The following is a 15,737-nucleotide window of genomic DNA, read 5'->3' on the forward strand; positions in this document are numbered from 1 at the left end:
AATACTATTATATAGCATATATTCCCCTGTTTTAAGAGGACTTCAGCCTATATTTATAGTAAATCCTTTTCATAAGAGATAAAATACTTAGGTATTATGAATCAAAAATAACAAAATGTATTTAATATTTAAATAAATTGTAATATATCTTATTGACTTTAATGCTTATGTTACGTAAAATTCAATAAAAACGACAATATTGTCGTTTTTATTGAGGTGAACATATTCATGCCTAAAGTTAGTCACTCTTACAAGTTAGAGAAGAGACAAGCAATTTTAGCAGCGGCAAAAAAGGTATTTATTAATAAGGGATATACCCATGCAACGATGGAGGATATTCTAACAGAGGCCAAGATTTCAAGAGGGGGACTTTATAGTTATTTTAATCATTTAGACCATATTTTCATGGACGTGCTCTATCAAGAGGATCAGCAAATCCTTCCTACACTTGATTATAATAAATCGGTATGGAATCAGCTTACAACTTGGATAAAAGATCAGAAAAAAAGCATTCAATTTAATCGTGACTCTCTTATTCTAGCTCGCTCCGAATTTTTTCTTTCGACGAAATACAAGATGGATAAAGAAAATGCTTCTTATCTAAAGAAACGATATGAACTGATGATTGAAGTAATTAAAGAAACCATACAATTGGGTGAAGCAAACGGTGAATTTAACCCAATAGTATCCAAAGATGCGATTGCACAGTTTATTATTTCCTGTATCGATGGTTTAATGTTAAACACTTTTCAACACGGTAGTGCAGTGACAAATACGGAGGAACAAATAGACGGGTTACTGTTTTCTTTAAAACACATGCTATGTCCAGTAAACACAAAGGAGTGATCTATTCCATGCTATTTGAATCAGCAAAACGTAGATTTAGAAAAATAACCCTTTCAGATGTTGAACAATACCACAATTGGCGTAATAATTTGGAAGTAATGGAGGCAACCAATGCCCGATTAGATATTTACGCCGAAAGAAACAGATTAGCCGATAGGCATTGTGTCACTAACTCAAATCGATCATAAAAATAGAATCACGGAGATTATTATCGACATCGGTGAAAAGGAATACTGGGGTAAAGGTTATGGTTACGAAGCAATGAGAATATGATTGACATATGCTTTTCTTGAAATGAACCTCCATCGCATATCCCTTCGAGTATTTTCATTCAATCATAGGGCTGTTCACTTATATGAAAAACTAGGCTTTAAACATGAAGGAACAACAAGACAATACTTATTTAGAAATGGAAATTGGCATGATTTATTACATAAGGGTATTCTACAAAGTGAATTTTTAGGATAGTCGCACGGAACCAAAGAACAACCTGATTCTTCCTACGAATACAGGTTGTTCTAGTTTACGTTATCAATTATTGGAAACACAGACTGAATCCGGTCCCTGAAATGCAATACTTCCCTTTTGATAATTCCATCGTTCTTTCCCTTTTTTATAGAAATCATCAACATCTTCTACTCTACCTTCAACTTCATGTACTGATCGAAATTTATTGTTCCCGAGCTCGACAGCCTGAAGCTTGGATCCTAATTCAAGCTTTTTCCTTAATCAACTCCAACCGAGTCACTACGCCTTTCCAATAAAACAACATCTCTCCATACGCCATTTAATTTTCCGATTCGCTTACGAACACCTACTTGATAAAATCCTAGTTTTTCATGTAGTCGAATACTCCCTTCATTTTCAGGGAAAATTCCAGATTGTAGTGTCCAGAATCCATTTGCTTCACTCTCTGAAATAACATATTCCATGAGCTTTCTGCCTATTCCCTTGCCTCGACTTGCAGCGCTTAAATATATACTTAACTCCGCAGCACCTGCATACGCTTTTTTACTCGAAATCGGCAGTAATGCAGCCCATCCAATGACTTTCCCCTGTTCCGATGCAACTAATCTGCAGACATTTAAATATTTCTCATTCCACTCTTCCCATGTTGGAGCTTGTGTATCAAACGTAGCATTGCCAGTAGCAATTCCTTCCATATATATATCCCTAACCTCTGGCCAATCTCGATATACCATCGGTTTCATTATGATTTGTTCTATGCTGTTAGACATTGTTTATCCAGAACCTCCTCGTTCGTTAGTACCTTCTAATCCGCCATTTTTTATAATCGTTTTTGCAGAACCAATGTTATCCATGTCACAAGTCACGAATACACGGTATATCTTTCATCTTTGCACTTGTGTAATGCTTCATGAAGAAGGATGGTAGCATACCCTTTTCTTCATTCAGACGGCCTGACGCTATAGCCAATATAGCCACCAAAATTTAAAAGGAATTCATTTAATTGGTGGCGAATATCCACCATAGCTACAGTTTCATCCATGTCATTAATTCATAAATAATTGGAACTGAGCATCCTGTCTCCGCTCCCTCTTGCTTTAGATCCAATTCCTTTACATAACGTCATAGTTATTATATCCTGATAAATCAAAGCTTGAAGGAATCATCCGAGTAGTGCCCCACTCTTTTTCATAAGCTCGATGCTCATTTTCCCATTCAACACCGGGTTCAACTAATCGTATTTCCCCTCCCCTATACAAAAAGATAATTGATGATAATTATAATCAAAATTTATAAAAAAGAAAATAACTTCTTAGATCATGAATCTTTACTACCGTTTGACTGATATTCACAATAGTATGACACAAAACAAAAAGGGAGGTTACAATGGAATATATCTATTTAGGGAAATCCCGGTCTATTAGTTCCTAAAACCGCACAATCATACCTTGGAAGCTATAAGAATCGATGGTTTAGACGAATGAATAAAAACAAACCGCCGATTATTTCGGCGGTTCTATAATTTGTTAAGATTCTTTTCCTTTTCTAACTTTTACCCAACTAGCAATGATATTCCAAACTAGCCCTCCAATTAGTAAGAGCAATGTCAAAAGTGTGGTACTTTCCCAAATATTCTCGATCGTTTGATAGTTATCGCTTCCTTCGGTAAGCATGTCAGCTTGCACAAGTTCTTGCATAAATAGTGGATTCCAGAAATCTGGTCCAGATACCATTACCATTACTACTATGACAGTTATTACATCAATGAACATCGTAAAGAGAAACAGTCGGTTCGTCCATTTCCCGTTAACTAGTTTAGCAATTTCTTTTATAACACCTAGACTGAGAATAAGGAGAATTAACAACATATAGCCATTGTACGTAGCTTCGTTTAAAAATGGGACGACCGTTGACAATTCACCATTGTTAAAAGCCCAAATACCAAAGTAGTTACTAGAAAAGACCGCCATTGCCATTAAAATAATAAAGAATACAATCGATGTTAGCGGCTCATGTCGTTTAATCTGTCTTTTCGGATCAGGAAGTTGCGGCAAATCTGAAGGGGACCAATCCTTTTCTAAATTCAGGTCTTTTCCATCTACATTTTGAAAATACTCCAAAAACACAAATCCAAATGTTACCCAGCCAATGGCCATCGGGATCGTAGTTACAAAAGATACAATATAATCAATAAAATAGTCTAAGATATTAACAGGATTAATTATGATTTGAATAGCAAAAATGATACTCATTGCAGCCACAATCGATATCAGTACTACTTTCATAACCATTATAAATGGATCATAAAGTTCAGGTCCGATAATATACTTTTTTGTTCCTTGGTATTGCTGTGCAAGTTTCTTAGGATCCCCCAATTCGCTTAATACTTGCTCTACATCGTTTTCTGCCGCTTGCAATCCCTCCATCCGTTCTTCCAACATATCCGTAATTAACCCTCTAAGCTCCTGTGAAATGTCTTCTCGTTGTGATTGCGATAAGCGTTGTGTCACGGCATATATATACCGATCAATCATCTCCATTCTTATCTCCTCCTTTATCTAAATCAATTAAATGGTTTAAGCTATCCACCATCTTTTGCCACTCCTTCCATAACAGTTCGAACACTTCCGCTCCCATCTTGCTTAACATGTAGTATTTCCTAGGTCTTGCTTCATTGGTATCCCAGGTACTTTCTAATAAACCTTGCTTTTCAAGTCTGCGAAGCAATGGATATAACGTTCCAGGCTCAACATGAATTCCCTCCTCGTTTAATTTAGTTACTAAAGAATATCCATATTGAGGTTTGGATAATTGACTTAAAACGCCAATGGTGATCGTACCTCTACGTAGTTCCTGCGTTAGTTTATCTAAATGTTCTTTGGCTTCACTCATTTAATCAACTCCTAAACACAGTATAGTGTGTGTCGCACACTATTGTAAAGTGTACAATATTAAATTACACAAAATATTTTATAACTTGACTTTTTGACCGATTCGGATTATGCTCACTCCAACGTTAATGTACGAATGTGAGGTTTTTTCATGCATATATATGTCGATGCAGATGCTTGTCCTGTGAAACCATCCATCATTGAATTGGCAAAGAGTTGGAATACCCCCGTAACTTTTGTTCAAAGTTTTTCCCATTTTTCTAATAAGGAAGATCCAGATGGAGTAAATACCATCTATGTCGACGCAGGTGCTGAGGCAGCTGACTATCGAATTATGAAATTAGCTAAATCAGGAGACATTATTGTGACACAAGATTATGGACTTGCATCATTGGGCCTTGCGAAAAATTGTGATGTTGTTCACCACAAAGGCTTCATTTATACAAATGAAAATATTGACCGACTATTACAGACCCGCTATTTAAGCGCGATGGCAAGAAAAAGCGGCAAACGAACCAAAGGCCCGAAGCCTTTTTCTGAAGAAGATCGCAAGCTGTTTGAACAACGATTTTCCAGTTTACTAGAACAAAGGAACGGTTGATCAAATTAAAGTTGCAGAATGAAAGTGTGTACCACCGAGACTAAATGTGATTAGCATTAAACCAGTGAAGGGCTGCTGAAGCAGCCTTTTTCTAAAGGTAAGCGAAAATTTATCCTGCAATTCGAATAGAGGGTGGAAGATGAATATTAAAAAGACAGAGGCTAACGGACATATCATCGTAATAGCTAATGCAGATTCAATCCTGTTAACAGATGAGCAACGTGCATTAGATGTAATTATGACGATTAGCAGTGAGACAGGTGGTAGTCGAATAGCATTAAACAAAGAAGCGATTTCTGAAGATTTTTTTAAGCTTCGTACAAGACTTGCAGGGGCGATCCTCCAAAAGGTTGCTACCTATCATATAAAGTTTGCAATTATTGGGGATTTTTCGTCTCATACCAGTAAATCACTCAAAGATTTTATTTATGAGTGTAACAAAGGAAACAATGTATTTTTTGTTTCATCAGAGCAAGAAGCAATTGATAAATTATCTAATGCCATCTAACCATAGTCAAGAAAAACCGGGGCCATTTTTACCTTCTTTTTCCTAATGACGTTACTCTCTTAGAAATGGTATTCCAAATGATATTATAATGACACAGCGCTTTTTAGATGGTTTATATCGATCATTCACCAATAGATGATGGGGAACTGGCATAGATTATCGCTTTCACTTTTGTTAAACTTTTAATAGTTATTAACAGTAGTTTTCATATAACGACCCTGATTACAAAGGAGGAATGAATCGTGAAGATCGTTTCCATTGAACCAACCCCTAGCCCATATTCGATGAAAATTAACGTGGATGAACAACTAGCAGATGGGCAAACACAAAATTTCAAGTTAGATGATGATAAACAGGATGCTCCGCCATATATACAAGATTTGTTTCAGATTAGAGGAGTAAAAGGAATCTACCGTGTAATCGATTTTATAGCGCTTGAAAGAAATCCAAGAGTTTCCTGGGAAGAAATTCTTCCAGAAGTGCGACAAGTTCTGGGCTCCGCAGAAGAAGACAATAAAGATATCCCTGCAAATAACGCAAGTATGGAAGAAGCATATGGGGAAGTAAATGTATATATTCAAACCTTTCGCTATATCCCTATGCAAGTGAAACTATTAGAGGGTGATACAGAAAAACGTTTTGGCTTACCAGAGCGATTTATGAATGCTGCCATGGAAGCAACTAAATCATCGGATAATATGCTCGAAGAACGTAAATGGATTGAACAGAAGCCTCGTTATGGTGATATAGAAGAGATCGGCTGTGAAGTAGTTGAAGAAATAGCAGCTAGTTATAATGAACAAAGACTAACCGATCTCGTTAACTACGCTTTAACGAATGATGCTTCATTTGTATCATCCCTCCATCAAAAAGTAACAGTTGAAATGCTTGATCATCCAAATTGGAAAGAACGCTATGCGGCGTTGGATCGATTGGATCCAACAATAGAAGATTTACCTGTATTAAATAAAGCACTTGAAGATGATAAGTCCTCTATTCGCAGATTAGCCACTGCCTATCTTGGGATGATTGAAGACAAAAAGGTACTGCCTTATCTGTACAAAGCACTAAAGGATAAAGGGGTAAATGTGAGACGGACGGCAGGCGACTGTTTATCTGACCTCGGATTTAAAGAGGCGATGCCTGAAGTCATCCATTCGCTATCGGATAAGAGTAGACTTGTTCGTTGGCGCGCGGCAATGTTTTTATATGAATTAGGTGATGAATCAGCGGTTCCTGCTCTTAAAGATGCGATGGAAGACCCTGAATTTGAAGTCAGAATGCAAGTGAAAATGGCCTTAGCAAGGATTGAAGATGGTGAAGAGGCAAAAGGGTCTATCTGGAACCAAATGACACAAGCCGCAAAGCAAAAATAGCAGGAAAGTGGACAAAAAGTATCTTATTCTCATAGTAATCCGAACGATTCCTCTCGAATTCGTTCGGATTTTTGTATACAGACGTATGTTGACTGCGCTTCGTATCAGCGTTTTTTTATTCCTATTTTATTGTTCTGCTTTTGGGTTAACTATTTAATTGATGCATAGCTTGAGATCCCTTGCAGTGCTCTTTTATATATTGTCCAATCGCAAAGGATCAAGGCTTATCTTAGTTTTCCTTCATATAATTAGTTAGCTAATAACGCTTCTTGTGCCATTTCCTTATATTCACCCATGCCAGATATCATAGCAAATTCTGCTATTGCTACAGGATAAGCAGCAGAAAGCTCTACGATATGTGCAAACATATTTGGCCATACATATCCACCAGCTTCTTGATATGCAGCTATTAATTGTTTCAATGCTTCCTCACCAAATGCTGCAAGATGGGCCACAAAGTCATTAGCAGGGTCATCCACTCTACCTTCTGTCCAGTCGATTAACCCTGTCACTTCAGCTTGTTTATTAATTAATATATGACCTGGGTGTAAATCGCCATGAATTACCGCTGTGTGTTTTGGCCAAAATGAATCATTTGCTAACCATCTTTGCCAACGTCCCCATAAAGGCTCACCAATCTTAAATTCTTGCTTTACCTTATCCATACGTTTTTTCATTGATGGCTGCAGTTCTACAGGAGTATTCATTGTCATTCCAGCTTCCTCAGCTTCATGATGATTAATTTGATGCAATTCCATCATTGCCTTTCCCAGTGTTTCATGAAATTGATCAGGCACGTTTTTGTCGTCGATTTCCCAATCATAACGTTTTGCTTGGGGATCGATCGTGCCTGTAGGAATACCTGTTAGTCGTTTATATGCAATTAATTCATCCGTGAAAACAGACCAATTGGGTGTCTGCACTGATAGGTGTCTACCAACAACATCCAAAATTCGCTTTTCCTTGTTTGCCCTTGGAATAACATCTTCCCTTCTTGGAATTCGGAGAACCCATTGATCACCAGAGGGCTCTTCTGTAAAGACAACTTGAAAATCTAACCCAGATTCGTTTCCTTTTAGTGACGATTCCACTAATTGCATGTTATGTTGATTTGCCAATTCAATAACTTGTTTATTCGATAATGTCATCATGTACACTCCTTTTAAATAATATTCCTTCCGTTTAATCACAAAGAAAAAACACAGACCACTGCCTGTGTACTGTATGTACATGGATCAAGTTTTATTACCTAATCTTGGTTACCTGAAGCATTCTATGCATAAAAAAAGAAGGAGGCAACCCCTCCCTCTTAATCATCAACGACTATCATTTCCTAAAAGGCAGACTATCCCCATTAACACTACAGTACATGCAGTGCTACCCTGAACGTATTCAGTTAGTAGTTCAAATGGAAACGTAGTCTGATTAAAATCATTAGGAAACCTCCATTCTTTATAATTACCATTAGAATAGCATATAGATTATAAATTACAAGGGTGCCAATTACTTATCGATAAGTATCATGTGTGGGATGGAATAAATTTTCCTCCACTTTCCTTACAATTGAAAAATGTTCGACATTGTAATGTCCGTGCAAAACCCGGTTATGATGTTTGATAATTTGCTCTGCTGAAAAGTCTTCGCTATCAACTGTCGAATGACCATTTTCTACTAATGTAACATCAAATCCACTTATCGTTGCTGTTCGTACTGCCGTGTCGATACAATGCTCCGTTTGACATCCCATGATAACGAGGTGGTCTATTTCATTTTTGAATAGGTAGTTTTTTAGATCCGTACCGTGAAATGAATTCGTTGCTTGTTTATCAAAGGTCATTACTCCTGATGGGATTTGTATTTCCTCATGTATTTGAAAACCAGCACCCTCGCCTTCGCTTACGTCCACATCTCTTACACAAATAATGGGGGCATTTGCCTCCTGCGCCTTCTCAATCGCAAGGTTAATTCGATTAATTAGCATTACTTTATCGTAAACACCATTTTCTGTCTCATTCCCATCAATTAACTCCTGTTGAGCATCAATAATTAACAATGCTTGATTCAGAACAATCACTCCTTAAACCATTAGTATAGATCAATACCTTTACAGAAAATGCGTAACGTTTTTATATTCATAATGACCGCCTCCTTTTATAAATAGGATATCATAATACGGTGTTATTTGTTAGAAAATTTAAAAAAGATAGGATCTATGAAGACCCTACCACCTATTCCACTTCTTTTAGCATTTTTTCCATTGATACAACCTTTGCTTTTACTTCCTCCATATCAGTAGATATTTTTTCCTGATGCGCATTAGAAGCTTTCTGAACTTCAATTACTTCAGCAGCAAGGTTTTGATACACCTCTTCCTTAGAAGTTTGATTTTTTGTCTGCCATACTTTTGTAAGCGATACAAGCAATACAACTGCGAGCCCAATAATTAGCACAACGAAAAGCATTCCCGCTAATCCAAACATTGTTTCAGAATCCATTCTATTTCCCTTCTTTCTTTTTTATTGTTATGGTTTCCGCCGCATCTTTGATTAAAGCTGGGGTGATCGTAAAATCAAAAGCAACAAGCTCATAATATTTCATGGCTTTACCGTCCGTAGATAGTTCCATTTCACTCTTTACAAGCCCTGCTTTCTCTAGTTTTTGTAAATGCATATATAGTAACGGTCTACTCATTTCTGCTTCTCTAGCTAGTTGACTAACATACTGCCTTTCGACAAAAAGAATGGAAATGATCTTTAATCGATGTGGGTTGGCTAACGCTTCAAAAAGGACAAGCAGTGTATCTCCATCTTGTTTACTCATACTTTACTAACACGCGGTCTCTCATTTTTTCAATCATGAAGGATATCCCCACTTCCTCTCAAACTTAATATTTAAGCATCATGTGTAATAAATATATTACACATGTTGGTGTTTGTCAACATACCAAAAATACATCCTTAGACCTACCCTCTATTATTTCGCAAGCTGCTTATCAAGCCTTCTTTTACAACCTATGATAGATTCAGGAATATGTAATAAGTGTTATTCAAAGTAGTTCAATATCAGGGAGATCCAAAACGATAAATAAGGGGAAATACGATGATGAATGATAAACAGATATATATACTACTTACGGATACGGGGACTTGGTTTACTAAGCTAATTAAGTGTTACACCAGAAAGCCATACAACCACGCTTCCATAGCTTTTGATGAAGAACTGGAAAAGGTCTATAGTTTTGGGAGAAAAAAACGAAGAAACCCGTTTATTGGTGGTTTTATTAAAGAAGATATTCAAACAGGCCTTTTTAAGCAAGCTAGTGGAGCGATTTATTCCTTTACCATCACAAACGAACAATGGAATAAAATGAATGCCTATGTACAAGAGATACAGCAAGAACAAGATAATTATCGTTATAATCTGCTAGGTGTATTTGGGATTCTCCTCCAAATCCCTATCAAACGCAGAAACGCATTCTTTTGTTCTCAATTTGTTGCCACTGTACTTAAAAAGAGTAATGTTATTGAATATCACAAGCCGCCGGCTCTAATTACGCCTCATGACTTGCTTTCGAATGAAGTATTTGAGCTTGTGTACAAAGGAAAATTAAAAGCCTATCAAAAGGAGAGACTAAAAAGCCAAGTCGATCAGGATTTTGGGGAAGGACGAGAAGACATAATCCTTTTTTAATGAAAAAAGGGTCTATCACCTTTAAGTTTGTCGTATGATTATGATACCTCTTAAAAAAACAGCCTGAACAACAAGCTGTTTTAACTTAACATTTCATTTTGTTTTGTACCCTGCTTACGCCGAAACTCATTTATCGCTGCTTCTAATTCCAGTTTGCCAAAGTCAGGGAAATATTTATCAGAGAAATACAATTCTGCCATGGAAGATTGCCATAATAGAAAGTTACTAACCCGCTTCTCACCTCCTGTTCGAATTACTAACTCTGGATCAGGCAATTCACTTGTATACAAATAACGCTGAAAGAGTTCTTCATTCACCTGATTAATATCTATTTGTTTATTCGCTGCCTCGCAAATTATTTGTCTAGTTGCCTGTAGAATATCAGCTCTGCCACCATAATTGAAAGCAAAATTAACAATAATACCTGTATTGTGCTTGGTTTGTTCAACTGCCTGGAGTAGTGATTTTTTTGTTTTCTTTGGCAAATTTTCTATATGACCTGATAGCCGAATTATCACATTCCGTTTTTGAAACTCTGGTAGCTTTTGTTTAAAAAATTTAACCGGCAATTGCATTAAATAATTGACCTCATCTTTTGGACGCGACCAATTTTCAGATGAAAATGCATAAAGAGTTAACACTTGAATATTTAATTCAATACTTGCATCAATGATATGCTCCATTGCTTGGGCTCCTGCGTAGTGCCCTTCACTACGAGTTAATCCTCGCTGCTTTCCCCACCTACCATTTCCATCCATCATGATCGCAACATGCTTTGGAGTATAATAATCCATCGTCGGAACCCCCATATCCTTTATTCGAAAGTCGGCGCTGATTTTCATTTATTTGTTACTTTCCTTTTGGTGAAATTAAAGGATTGCCACGATTCTTGGTTTTCCGTTATTCTCATTCACTAATCCGCTTTTTAAGCCGTTCCTTTATTTCAGAAAGTTCTTGAGCCTTTTCATATAAATAAATCATGCCATTCCATCCGCTATAAGAAAGCAGATCTAAATACGATACATTTATCTTCTGTGTATGTTCATAATGCTTTAGATTTTTATCTAACACAACCTTCTCTATATTTATTGCATTTACGCCCGTAGTAGAATAATAACCCTGCAATAAATAGAAGTGAAGGAAAAAATTATCGTTTTATCCATACCCGAATCCGAGTATAACCAAATATTACCATAAGGAAAGACATGAAGCTATGCACCAAAGTAAGATCTAATGTATCCATAGGTCGCTTAATAAAAAACATAGAGACGGTAATTTATTGATTGTCGATATTCGTATATTTGATAAAACGAATTACAAAGACCCATTAAGAAGTAATTGTTATATTAATAATTCGAAGCGCCCCATTTCGCTAAATCATCTTCTGGAATACGTTATCTGCAGACATTAACAACCCCAATAATAACAGCAAGCAGTGGTGCACCGATACCTAATCCAATCAAGCTGGAATGAAAATATCTATCTCCCTTCTCGCCTTCATAGGGTTTAACTAGCTTTGTAAAATAATATTTACAAAGCTGAAAACGATACTCGATAACTTCCTGAACTTTTTCCATTAGAAATAAATAAACGGAAAATCAAACCAACTCTATTAAATTGGCGTTTTAATAGATACGACATGAAAGTGCATAAGAACTTGACCATCCATAAACATATCCTTCTTATTAAGTGTTGCTATACACATAGAAATTCTATGTATGTAGCGACAAATTATCTCGATTATAAAGCTATGCCTGCGCTAGACAGATGTTCTTCTTCCCCACGTGAAACCAATACAAGCAATAATAAACGGAAACCTTAATAATGATTGAAAACATTCATACGGGATAAGCTTAAAAATTGTCACATACATAAGTAATAGATTGGGGAAGCCTGATCCAGCTCGTAAAGAAATCGATCCCTTGCTTTCGTCACGATTGATCTCTCCTAGTTAGGCTATTCATAACTTGAACATAGCAATGCCACTCACTTGTTTTTTCCTCGAGCATATTCTTTTTAAGTTCTGTTATACAAATATATTTTCGGGCTCGACTTTTTTCTTGTTCTTGCCAATAAAACGATATATATGCTTGCTTCTCTAGCTTATGTATGGCTGGATACAGGGTCCCTTCCTTCATTTGAAAATGATGATCACTACGTTGATCCATTTCCTTTACAAGTTCATATCCATACATATCCCGTTCATTTAATAATTGAAGGACCAGCAACGATATACTGCCTTTGACTAATGCTCTGTTAAACATACGTTCACCTAACTAGAATTATTAGGTATGTATACTTTAAACAATAAATTCAAAACGTAAAGGGCGAATGACCAGGTAGACAAATTCATTTACACTGTATATAATGGTACTAACTAAAAAGCAAAGGGTGATCCAATTAAATGAAGTACTAATCCTATTCACTGAAAACATTCGACAAAAGGCATTTACAATAACAGATGGTAGTCTGTTCCTTTTTGTATGTCATTTTACGAACGTTTCAGAATAGGATTGTGCTTTATTGTGGTATACTTTTCGGGGTATATTATATCCCCTTTTACCACACCGTTTGCCCTCCTATTCTGAAATGAATGGGAGGCTTTTTTTGTCTCTCCAACACAAGAAAGATTGGAGTGGTAGAATTGGGTTTTTTAGAAGCAAAGAATTTATCTATGTATATGAAAGATCGGAAATTAATTGATGTAACCAACCTTCGCCTTCACGAAGGAAACCGAATTGGTTTGGTTGGTAGGAACGGCAGCGGCAAAACAACATTAATGAAAATATTAGCTGGGGAGATTGTCCCGGAGACAGGGCATATCGTAACAGATGGTACAAGACACCTGCTTCCTCAATTAAAACGAACCAATACAACAAAAAGCGGTGGGGAGATTACTCAAGAATATATTGACAAAGCACTTGCGAAAAAAGCGGATATTTTTTTCCTGGATGAACCAACTACAAATTTAGATACAACTCGAATTGAAAAATTAGAAAAACAACTAAAAAAATGGAAGGGTATCTTGGTCATAGTTTCTCATGACCGTGCTTTCTTAGATAACATCTGCACGAAAATCTGGGAATTACAAGACGGCAAGGTAAGCGAATATAAAGGAAACTATTCCGATTACTATAAACAAAAACAACAGGAAATAAGGCAACAAGAACAAGCTTATGAATCGTATATCAAGAAGAAATCACAGCTAGAGGAAGCGCTGGAACTCAAAGAACAAAAAGCACAGAGAGCAACCAAGAAACCAAAGCAAACAAGCAACTCGGAAGCAAAAATCACCGGTGCTAAGCCTTATTATGCGAATAAGCAAAAGAAATTACGTAAATCGGCAAAGGCCATTGAAACTCGTCTTGAAAAACTGGATAAAGTTGAAAAAGTAAAAGAAATACCGCCAATTAAAATGAAACTTCCGAATGAGGAAGGGACAAAAGGTCGAATTATACTGCGCGTAGAAGAAGTAGCTGGGAAAGTTGGTGACCGCTTGCTTTGGAATAACGTAAGTTTTCAAATCAGGGGTGGCGATAAATTAGCAATTATCGGTCCAAACGGTAGCGGGAAAACAACATTAATTAAAAAAATAATCAATCAAGAGGATCAGATACAATCTTCTCCTGCTATGAAAATCGGTTATTTCAGTCAGAATTTAGATGTGCTGGATATAAATAAAACCATCTTAGAAAATGTAAGTGACACATCCAGCCAAGATGAAGCACTAATTAGGACCGTGTTAGCCAGACTACATTTTTATCGCGAAGATGTTTATAAGGAAATTAAGGTATTGAGTGGGGGGGAACGAGTTAAAGTTGCCTTTGCTAAATTATTTGTTAGTAATGTTAATACCATCATTCTTGATGAGCCTACTAATTTTCTGGATATTGATGCAGTAGAGGCATTAGAACAACTATTAACGGATTATGAAGGAACCGTACTATTTGTTTCCCACGATCGAAGGTTTATTCAAGAAATAGCTAACCGTATCATCGTTTTTGAAAATCATCAAATTAACCTATTTGAAGGCACATACGCTGCCTATAAAAACGATACGAAAAAACAAAAAGAAGACCCATTCGAGCAAGAGCTAATTGTGCTGGAGACAAAGATTACAGAAACATTAAGCAAATTGAGTATGGAACCTACTGAAGCGTTGGATCAGGAATTTGAATCACTTCTAGCGCGTAAGAAAGAATTGGAATCTAAACGATCGAATTGACACTTTCTATTTTTTGATTTATATTTAATTAAGAATAAATTAATTAAATACATTAAACAAGGTGGTCTAGCAATGAGTGAGAATCTTTCTCTAAAATCATTTGTTGTGTTGATGAAGGCTTCAAAAGCTGTTCAAGAACGTATCAAAAAGGATATAAGCAATTACGGTATGCGGACTTCTGAATTTACAATTCTAGAGACACTCTATCATAAAGGAAAGCAAACGATACGCCAAATATCAGAAGGTGTACTCATTAATACTGGATCGATTACTTATGTAATTGACAAACTAGAAACAAAAGGATTATTGGAAAGACAACATTGCAGTGAAGACCGCCGTGTCGTTTATATTCATATAACAGATGCCGGTAAAGCATTAATGGATGAGATTTTCCCACAACATCAGCAAGTGATTGAAGAACTATTTGTTGGCATTGATGAACAACAAAAACAAACGCTGGTTGATGTATTAAAACAAGTAGGTCAACGTGCGTAATAAGAAAGGGGAAAGAATTGATGAAGCATATTTTTCAAAAAGGAACAGATCAATCAAGACCAACACTCTTACTTCTGCACGGTACTGGCGGAACCGAACAAGACCTTATACCTTTAGCAAGTAAGATCGATCCTGCAGCGAATGTGCTTAGCGTACGTGGTAACATCTTAGAAAACGGCATGCCTCGTTTTTTCAAACGGTTGGCTGAAGGTGTTTTTGATGAAGAAGATCTGATCTTCCGTACCCAAGAGTTAAACGACTTCCTTGATGAAGCCGCAAAACAATATGAGTTTGATCGAAATCATATCTTTGCTGTTGGGTATTCAAATGGAGCTAATATTGCAGCTAGCTTATTATTCCATTATCCACATGCGTTATATGGTGCAATTCTACATCATCCAATGGTTCCACGAAGAGGATTGTCTTTACCTGACCTGTCTGGAATCAATGTATTTATTGCTGCTGGAACGAATGATCCTATATGTCCTGCTGAAGAGTCAGAAGAACTTAAAGATGTGTTACAACAAGCAAATGCCCATGTGAGGCTTCATTGGGAGAATCACGGTCACCAATTAACACTAGATGAAGTAGAAGCTGCGGTTGCATGGTACGACAATCAATAAGTCAAAGTGCTGGA

Annotated in this window: 19 protein-coding genes and 1 pseudogene; 9 read left to right on the plus strand and 11 right to left on the minus strand. The window is 36.6% G+C overall.

Annotated elements, in window-relative coordinates:
* The first annotated feature begins 228 nt into the window (after positions 1–228).
* On the plus strand, positions 229–846 hold the full coding sequence (locus BN990_RS16655; protein ID WP_021288835.1) for a TetR family transcriptional regulator: 618 nt from the start codon (positions 229–231) through the stop codon (positions 844–846).
* 8 nt (positions 847–854) lie between these two features.
* Positions 855–1,314: pseudogene (locus BN990_RS16660) on the plus strand (GNAT family N-acetyltransferase).
* 257 nt (positions 1,315–1,571) lie between these two features.
* Here the strand turns inward: BN990_RS16660 and BN990_RS16665 are convergent.
* The 3 genes from BN990_RS16665 to BN990_RS16675 form a co-directional block, all read right to left on the minus strand.
* Positions 1,572–2,084 (minus strand): GNAT family N-acetyltransferase, encoded by a 513-nt coding sequence (locus BN990_RS16665; RefSeq protein WP_021288837.1) that lies wholly within the window; start codon positions 2,082–2,084, stop codon positions 1,572–1,574.
* 756 nt (positions 2,085–2,840) lie between these two features.
* The gene (locus BN990_RS16670) at positions 2,841–3,854 is read right to left on the minus strand and encodes an HAAS signaling domain-containing protein (RefSeq protein ID WP_021288838.1); all 1,014 of its coding nucleotides are present in this window, start codon (positions 3,852–3,854) and stop codon (positions 2,841–2,843) included.
* The gene (locus BN990_RS16675; RefSeq protein WP_021288839.1) at positions 3,841–4,206 is read right to left on the minus strand and encodes a PadR family transcriptional regulator; all 366 of its coding nucleotides are present in this window, start codon (positions 4,204–4,206) and stop codon (positions 3,841–3,843) included. Before BN990_RS16675 ends, BN990_RS16670 begins: the two co-directional genes overlap by 14 nt.
* Before the next feature lie 150 nt (positions 4,207–4,356).
* Between BN990_RS16675 and BN990_RS16680 the strand changes: the two genes are divergently transcribed.
* The 3 genes from BN990_RS16680 to BN990_RS16690 all read left to right on the plus strand — a co-directional run bounded on the left by BN990_RS16680 (position 4,357) and on the right by BN990_RS16690 (position 6,690).
* Complete coding sequence (locus BN990_RS16680) at positions 4,357–4,806, plus strand: YaiI/YqxD family protein (RefSeq protein ID WP_021288840.1); 450 nt, start codon at positions 4,357–4,359, stop codon at positions 4,804–4,806.
* Between the two features lie 139 nt (positions 4,807–4,945).
* Positions 4,946–5,314: a DUF4180 domain-containing protein gene (locus tag BN990_RS16685; protein WP_021288841.1), complete on the plus strand. Its 369-nt coding sequence runs from the start codon at positions 4,946–4,948 to the stop codon at positions 5,312–5,314.
* 242 nt (positions 5,315–5,556) lie between these two features.
* Positions 5,557–6,690 (plus strand): conserved virulence factor C family protein, encoded by a 1,134-nt coding sequence (locus BN990_RS16690; RefSeq protein WP_021288842.1) that lies wholly within the window; start codon positions 5,557–5,559, stop codon positions 6,688–6,690.
* 248 nt (positions 6,691–6,938) lie between these two features.
* On the opposite strand, the gene BN990_RS16695 is transcribed toward BN990_RS16690, so the two are convergent.
* From BN990_RS16695 to BN990_RS16710, 4 genes are all read right to left on the minus strand, one after another.
* Complete coding sequence (locus tag BN990_RS16695; RefSeq protein ID WP_021288843.1) at positions 6,939–7,838, minus strand: macrolide 2'-phosphotransferase; 900 nt, start codon at positions 7,836–7,838, stop codon at positions 6,939–6,941.
* A gap of 359 nt (positions 7,839–8,197) precedes the next feature.
* A complete protein-coding gene (locus BN990_RS16700) occupies positions 8,198–8,755 on the minus strand; it encodes a cysteine hydrolase family protein (RefSeq protein ID WP_031334912.1) in 558 nt (185 codons plus the stop codon).
* A 163-nt stretch (positions 8,756–8,918) separates the two neighbouring features.
* Complete coding sequence (locus BN990_RS16705; protein ID WP_021288845.1) at positions 8,919–9,185, minus strand: hypothetical protein; 267 nt, start codon at positions 9,183–9,185, stop codon at positions 8,919–8,921.
* Position 9,186: 1 nt separating this feature from the next.
* Positions 9,187–9,510 (minus strand): ArsR/SmtB family transcription factor, encoded by a 324-nt coding sequence (locus tag BN990_RS16710; RefSeq protein ID WP_021288846.1) that lies wholly within the window; start codon positions 9,508–9,510, stop codon positions 9,187–9,189.
* A 279-nt stretch (positions 9,511–9,789) separates the two neighbouring features.
* Here BN990_RS16710 and BN990_RS16715 point away from each other — a divergent pair, with 279 nt between their 5' ends.
* Positions 9,790–10,380: a hypothetical protein gene (locus BN990_RS16715; RefSeq protein ID WP_021288847.1), complete on the plus strand. Its 591-nt coding sequence runs from the start codon at positions 9,790–9,792 to the stop codon at positions 10,378–10,380.
* A gap of 80 nt (positions 10,381–10,460) precedes the next feature.
* Here the strand turns inward: BN990_RS16715 and BN990_RS16720 are convergent, their stop codons facing one another.
* The 4 genes from BN990_RS16720 to BN990_RS16725 form a co-directional block, all read right to left on the minus strand.
* Complete coding sequence (locus BN990_RS16720; RefSeq protein ID WP_238323682.1) at positions 10,461–11,222, minus strand: isoprenyl transferase; 762 nt, start codon at positions 11,220–11,222, stop codon at positions 10,461–10,463.
* A gap of 64 nt (positions 11,223–11,286) precedes the next feature.
* Positions 11,287–11,505 (minus strand): hypothetical protein, encoded by a 219-nt coding sequence (locus BN990_RS22665; RefSeq protein WP_148530720.1) that lies wholly within the window; start codon positions 11,503–11,505, stop codon positions 11,287–11,289.
* A 269-nt stretch (positions 11,506–11,774) separates the two neighbouring features.
* Entirely contained in the window at positions 11,775–11,957 is a 183-nt protein-coding gene (locus BN990_RS22670) for a hypothetical protein (protein WP_148530721.1), read from the minus strand.
* Between the two features lie 354 nt (positions 11,958–12,311).
* Positions 12,312–12,644 carry a PadR family transcriptional regulator gene (locus tag BN990_RS16725; RefSeq protein WP_038245836.1) on the minus strand — a complete coding sequence of 111 codons (333 nt, stop codon included), beginning with the start codon at positions 12,642–12,644 and terminating at the stop codon, positions 12,312–12,314.
* Positions 12,645–13,024: 380 nt separating this feature from the next.
* Between BN990_RS16725 and BN990_RS16730 the strand changes: the two genes are divergently transcribed.
* From BN990_RS16730 to BN990_RS16740, 3 genes are all read left to right on the plus strand, one after another.
* Positions 13,025–14,605, plus strand: coding sequence for a Vga family ABC-F type ribosomal protection protein (locus BN990_RS16730; RefSeq protein WP_101953563.1), 1,581 nt, complete (start codon positions 13,025–13,027; stop codon positions 14,603–14,605).
* Positions 14,606–14,677: 72 nt separating this feature from the next.
* Complete coding sequence (locus tag BN990_RS16735) at positions 14,678–15,100, plus strand: MarR family winged helix-turn-helix transcriptional regulator (RefSeq protein WP_021288852.1); 423 nt, start codon at positions 14,678–14,680, stop codon at positions 15,098–15,100.
* Positions 15,101–15,117: 17 nt separating this feature from the next.
* Positions 15,118–15,723: an alpha/beta hydrolase gene (locus tag BN990_RS16740; RefSeq protein WP_038245837.1), complete on the plus strand. Its 606-nt coding sequence runs from the start codon at positions 15,118–15,120 to the stop codon at positions 15,721–15,723.
* Positions 15,724–15,737: the final 14 nt, after the last annotated feature.

The sequence above is a fragment of the Virgibacillus salexigens genome, from assembly GCF_000723585.1.
GTDB lineage: Bacteria > Bacillota > Bacilli > Bacillales > Amphibacillaceae > Virgibacillus > Virgibacillus salexigens.

Bases quoted from the DNA above. Each gene is read 5' to 3' on its own strand.
- BN990_RS16655 (WP_021288835.1), top strand. From the start codon at position 229: ATGCCTAAAGTTAGTCACTCTTACAAGTTAGAGAAGAGACAAGCAATT.
- BN990_RS16665 (WP_021288837.1), bottom strand. From the start codon at position 2,084: ATGTCTAACAGCATAGAACAAATCATAATGAAACCGATGGTATATCGA.
- BN990_RS16670 (WP_021288838.1), bottom strand. From the start codon at position 3,854: ATGGAGATGATTGATCGGTATATATATGCCGTGACACAACGCTTATCG.
- BN990_RS16675 (WP_021288839.1), bottom strand. From the start codon at position 4,206: ATGAGTGAAGCCAAAGAACATTTAGATAAACTAACGCAGGAACTACGT.
- BN990_RS16680 (WP_021288840.1), top strand. From the start codon at position 4,357: ATGCATATATATGTCGATGCAGATGCTTGTCCTGTGAAACCATCCATC.
- BN990_RS16685 (WP_021288841.1), top strand. From the start codon at position 4,946: ATGAATATTAAAAAGACAGAGGCTAACGGACATATCATCGTAATAGCT.
- BN990_RS16695 (WP_021288843.1), bottom strand. From the start codon at position 7,838: ATGACATTATCGAATAAACAAGTTATTGAATTGGCAAATCAACATAAC.
- BN990_RS16705 (WP_021288845.1), bottom strand. From the start codon at position 9,185: ATGGATTCTGAAACAATGTTTGGATTAGCGGGAATGCTTTTCGTTGTG.
- BN990_RS16710 (WP_021288846.1), bottom strand. From the start codon at position 9,510: ATGAGTAAACAAGATGGAGATACACTGCTTGTCCTTTTTGAAGCGTTA.
- BN990_RS16715 (WP_021288847.1), top strand. From the start codon at position 9,790: ATGATGAATGATAAACAGATATATATACTACTTACGGATACGGGGACT.
- BN990_RS16720 (WP_238323682.1), bottom strand. From the start codon at position 11,222: ATGAAAATCAGCGCCGACTTTCGAATAAAGGATATGGGGGTTCCGACG.
- BN990_RS22670 (WP_148530721.1), bottom strand. From the start codon at position 11,957: ATGGAAAAAGTTCAGGAAGTTATCGAGTATCGTTTTCAGCTTTGTAAA.
- BN990_RS16725 (WP_038245836.1), bottom strand. From the start codon at position 12,644: ATGTTTAACAGAGCATTAGTCAAAGGCAGTATATCGTTGCTGGTCCTT.
- BN990_RS16735 (WP_021288852.1), top strand. From the start codon at position 14,678: ATGAGTGAGAATCTTTCTCTAAAATCATTTGTTGTGTTGATGAAGGCT.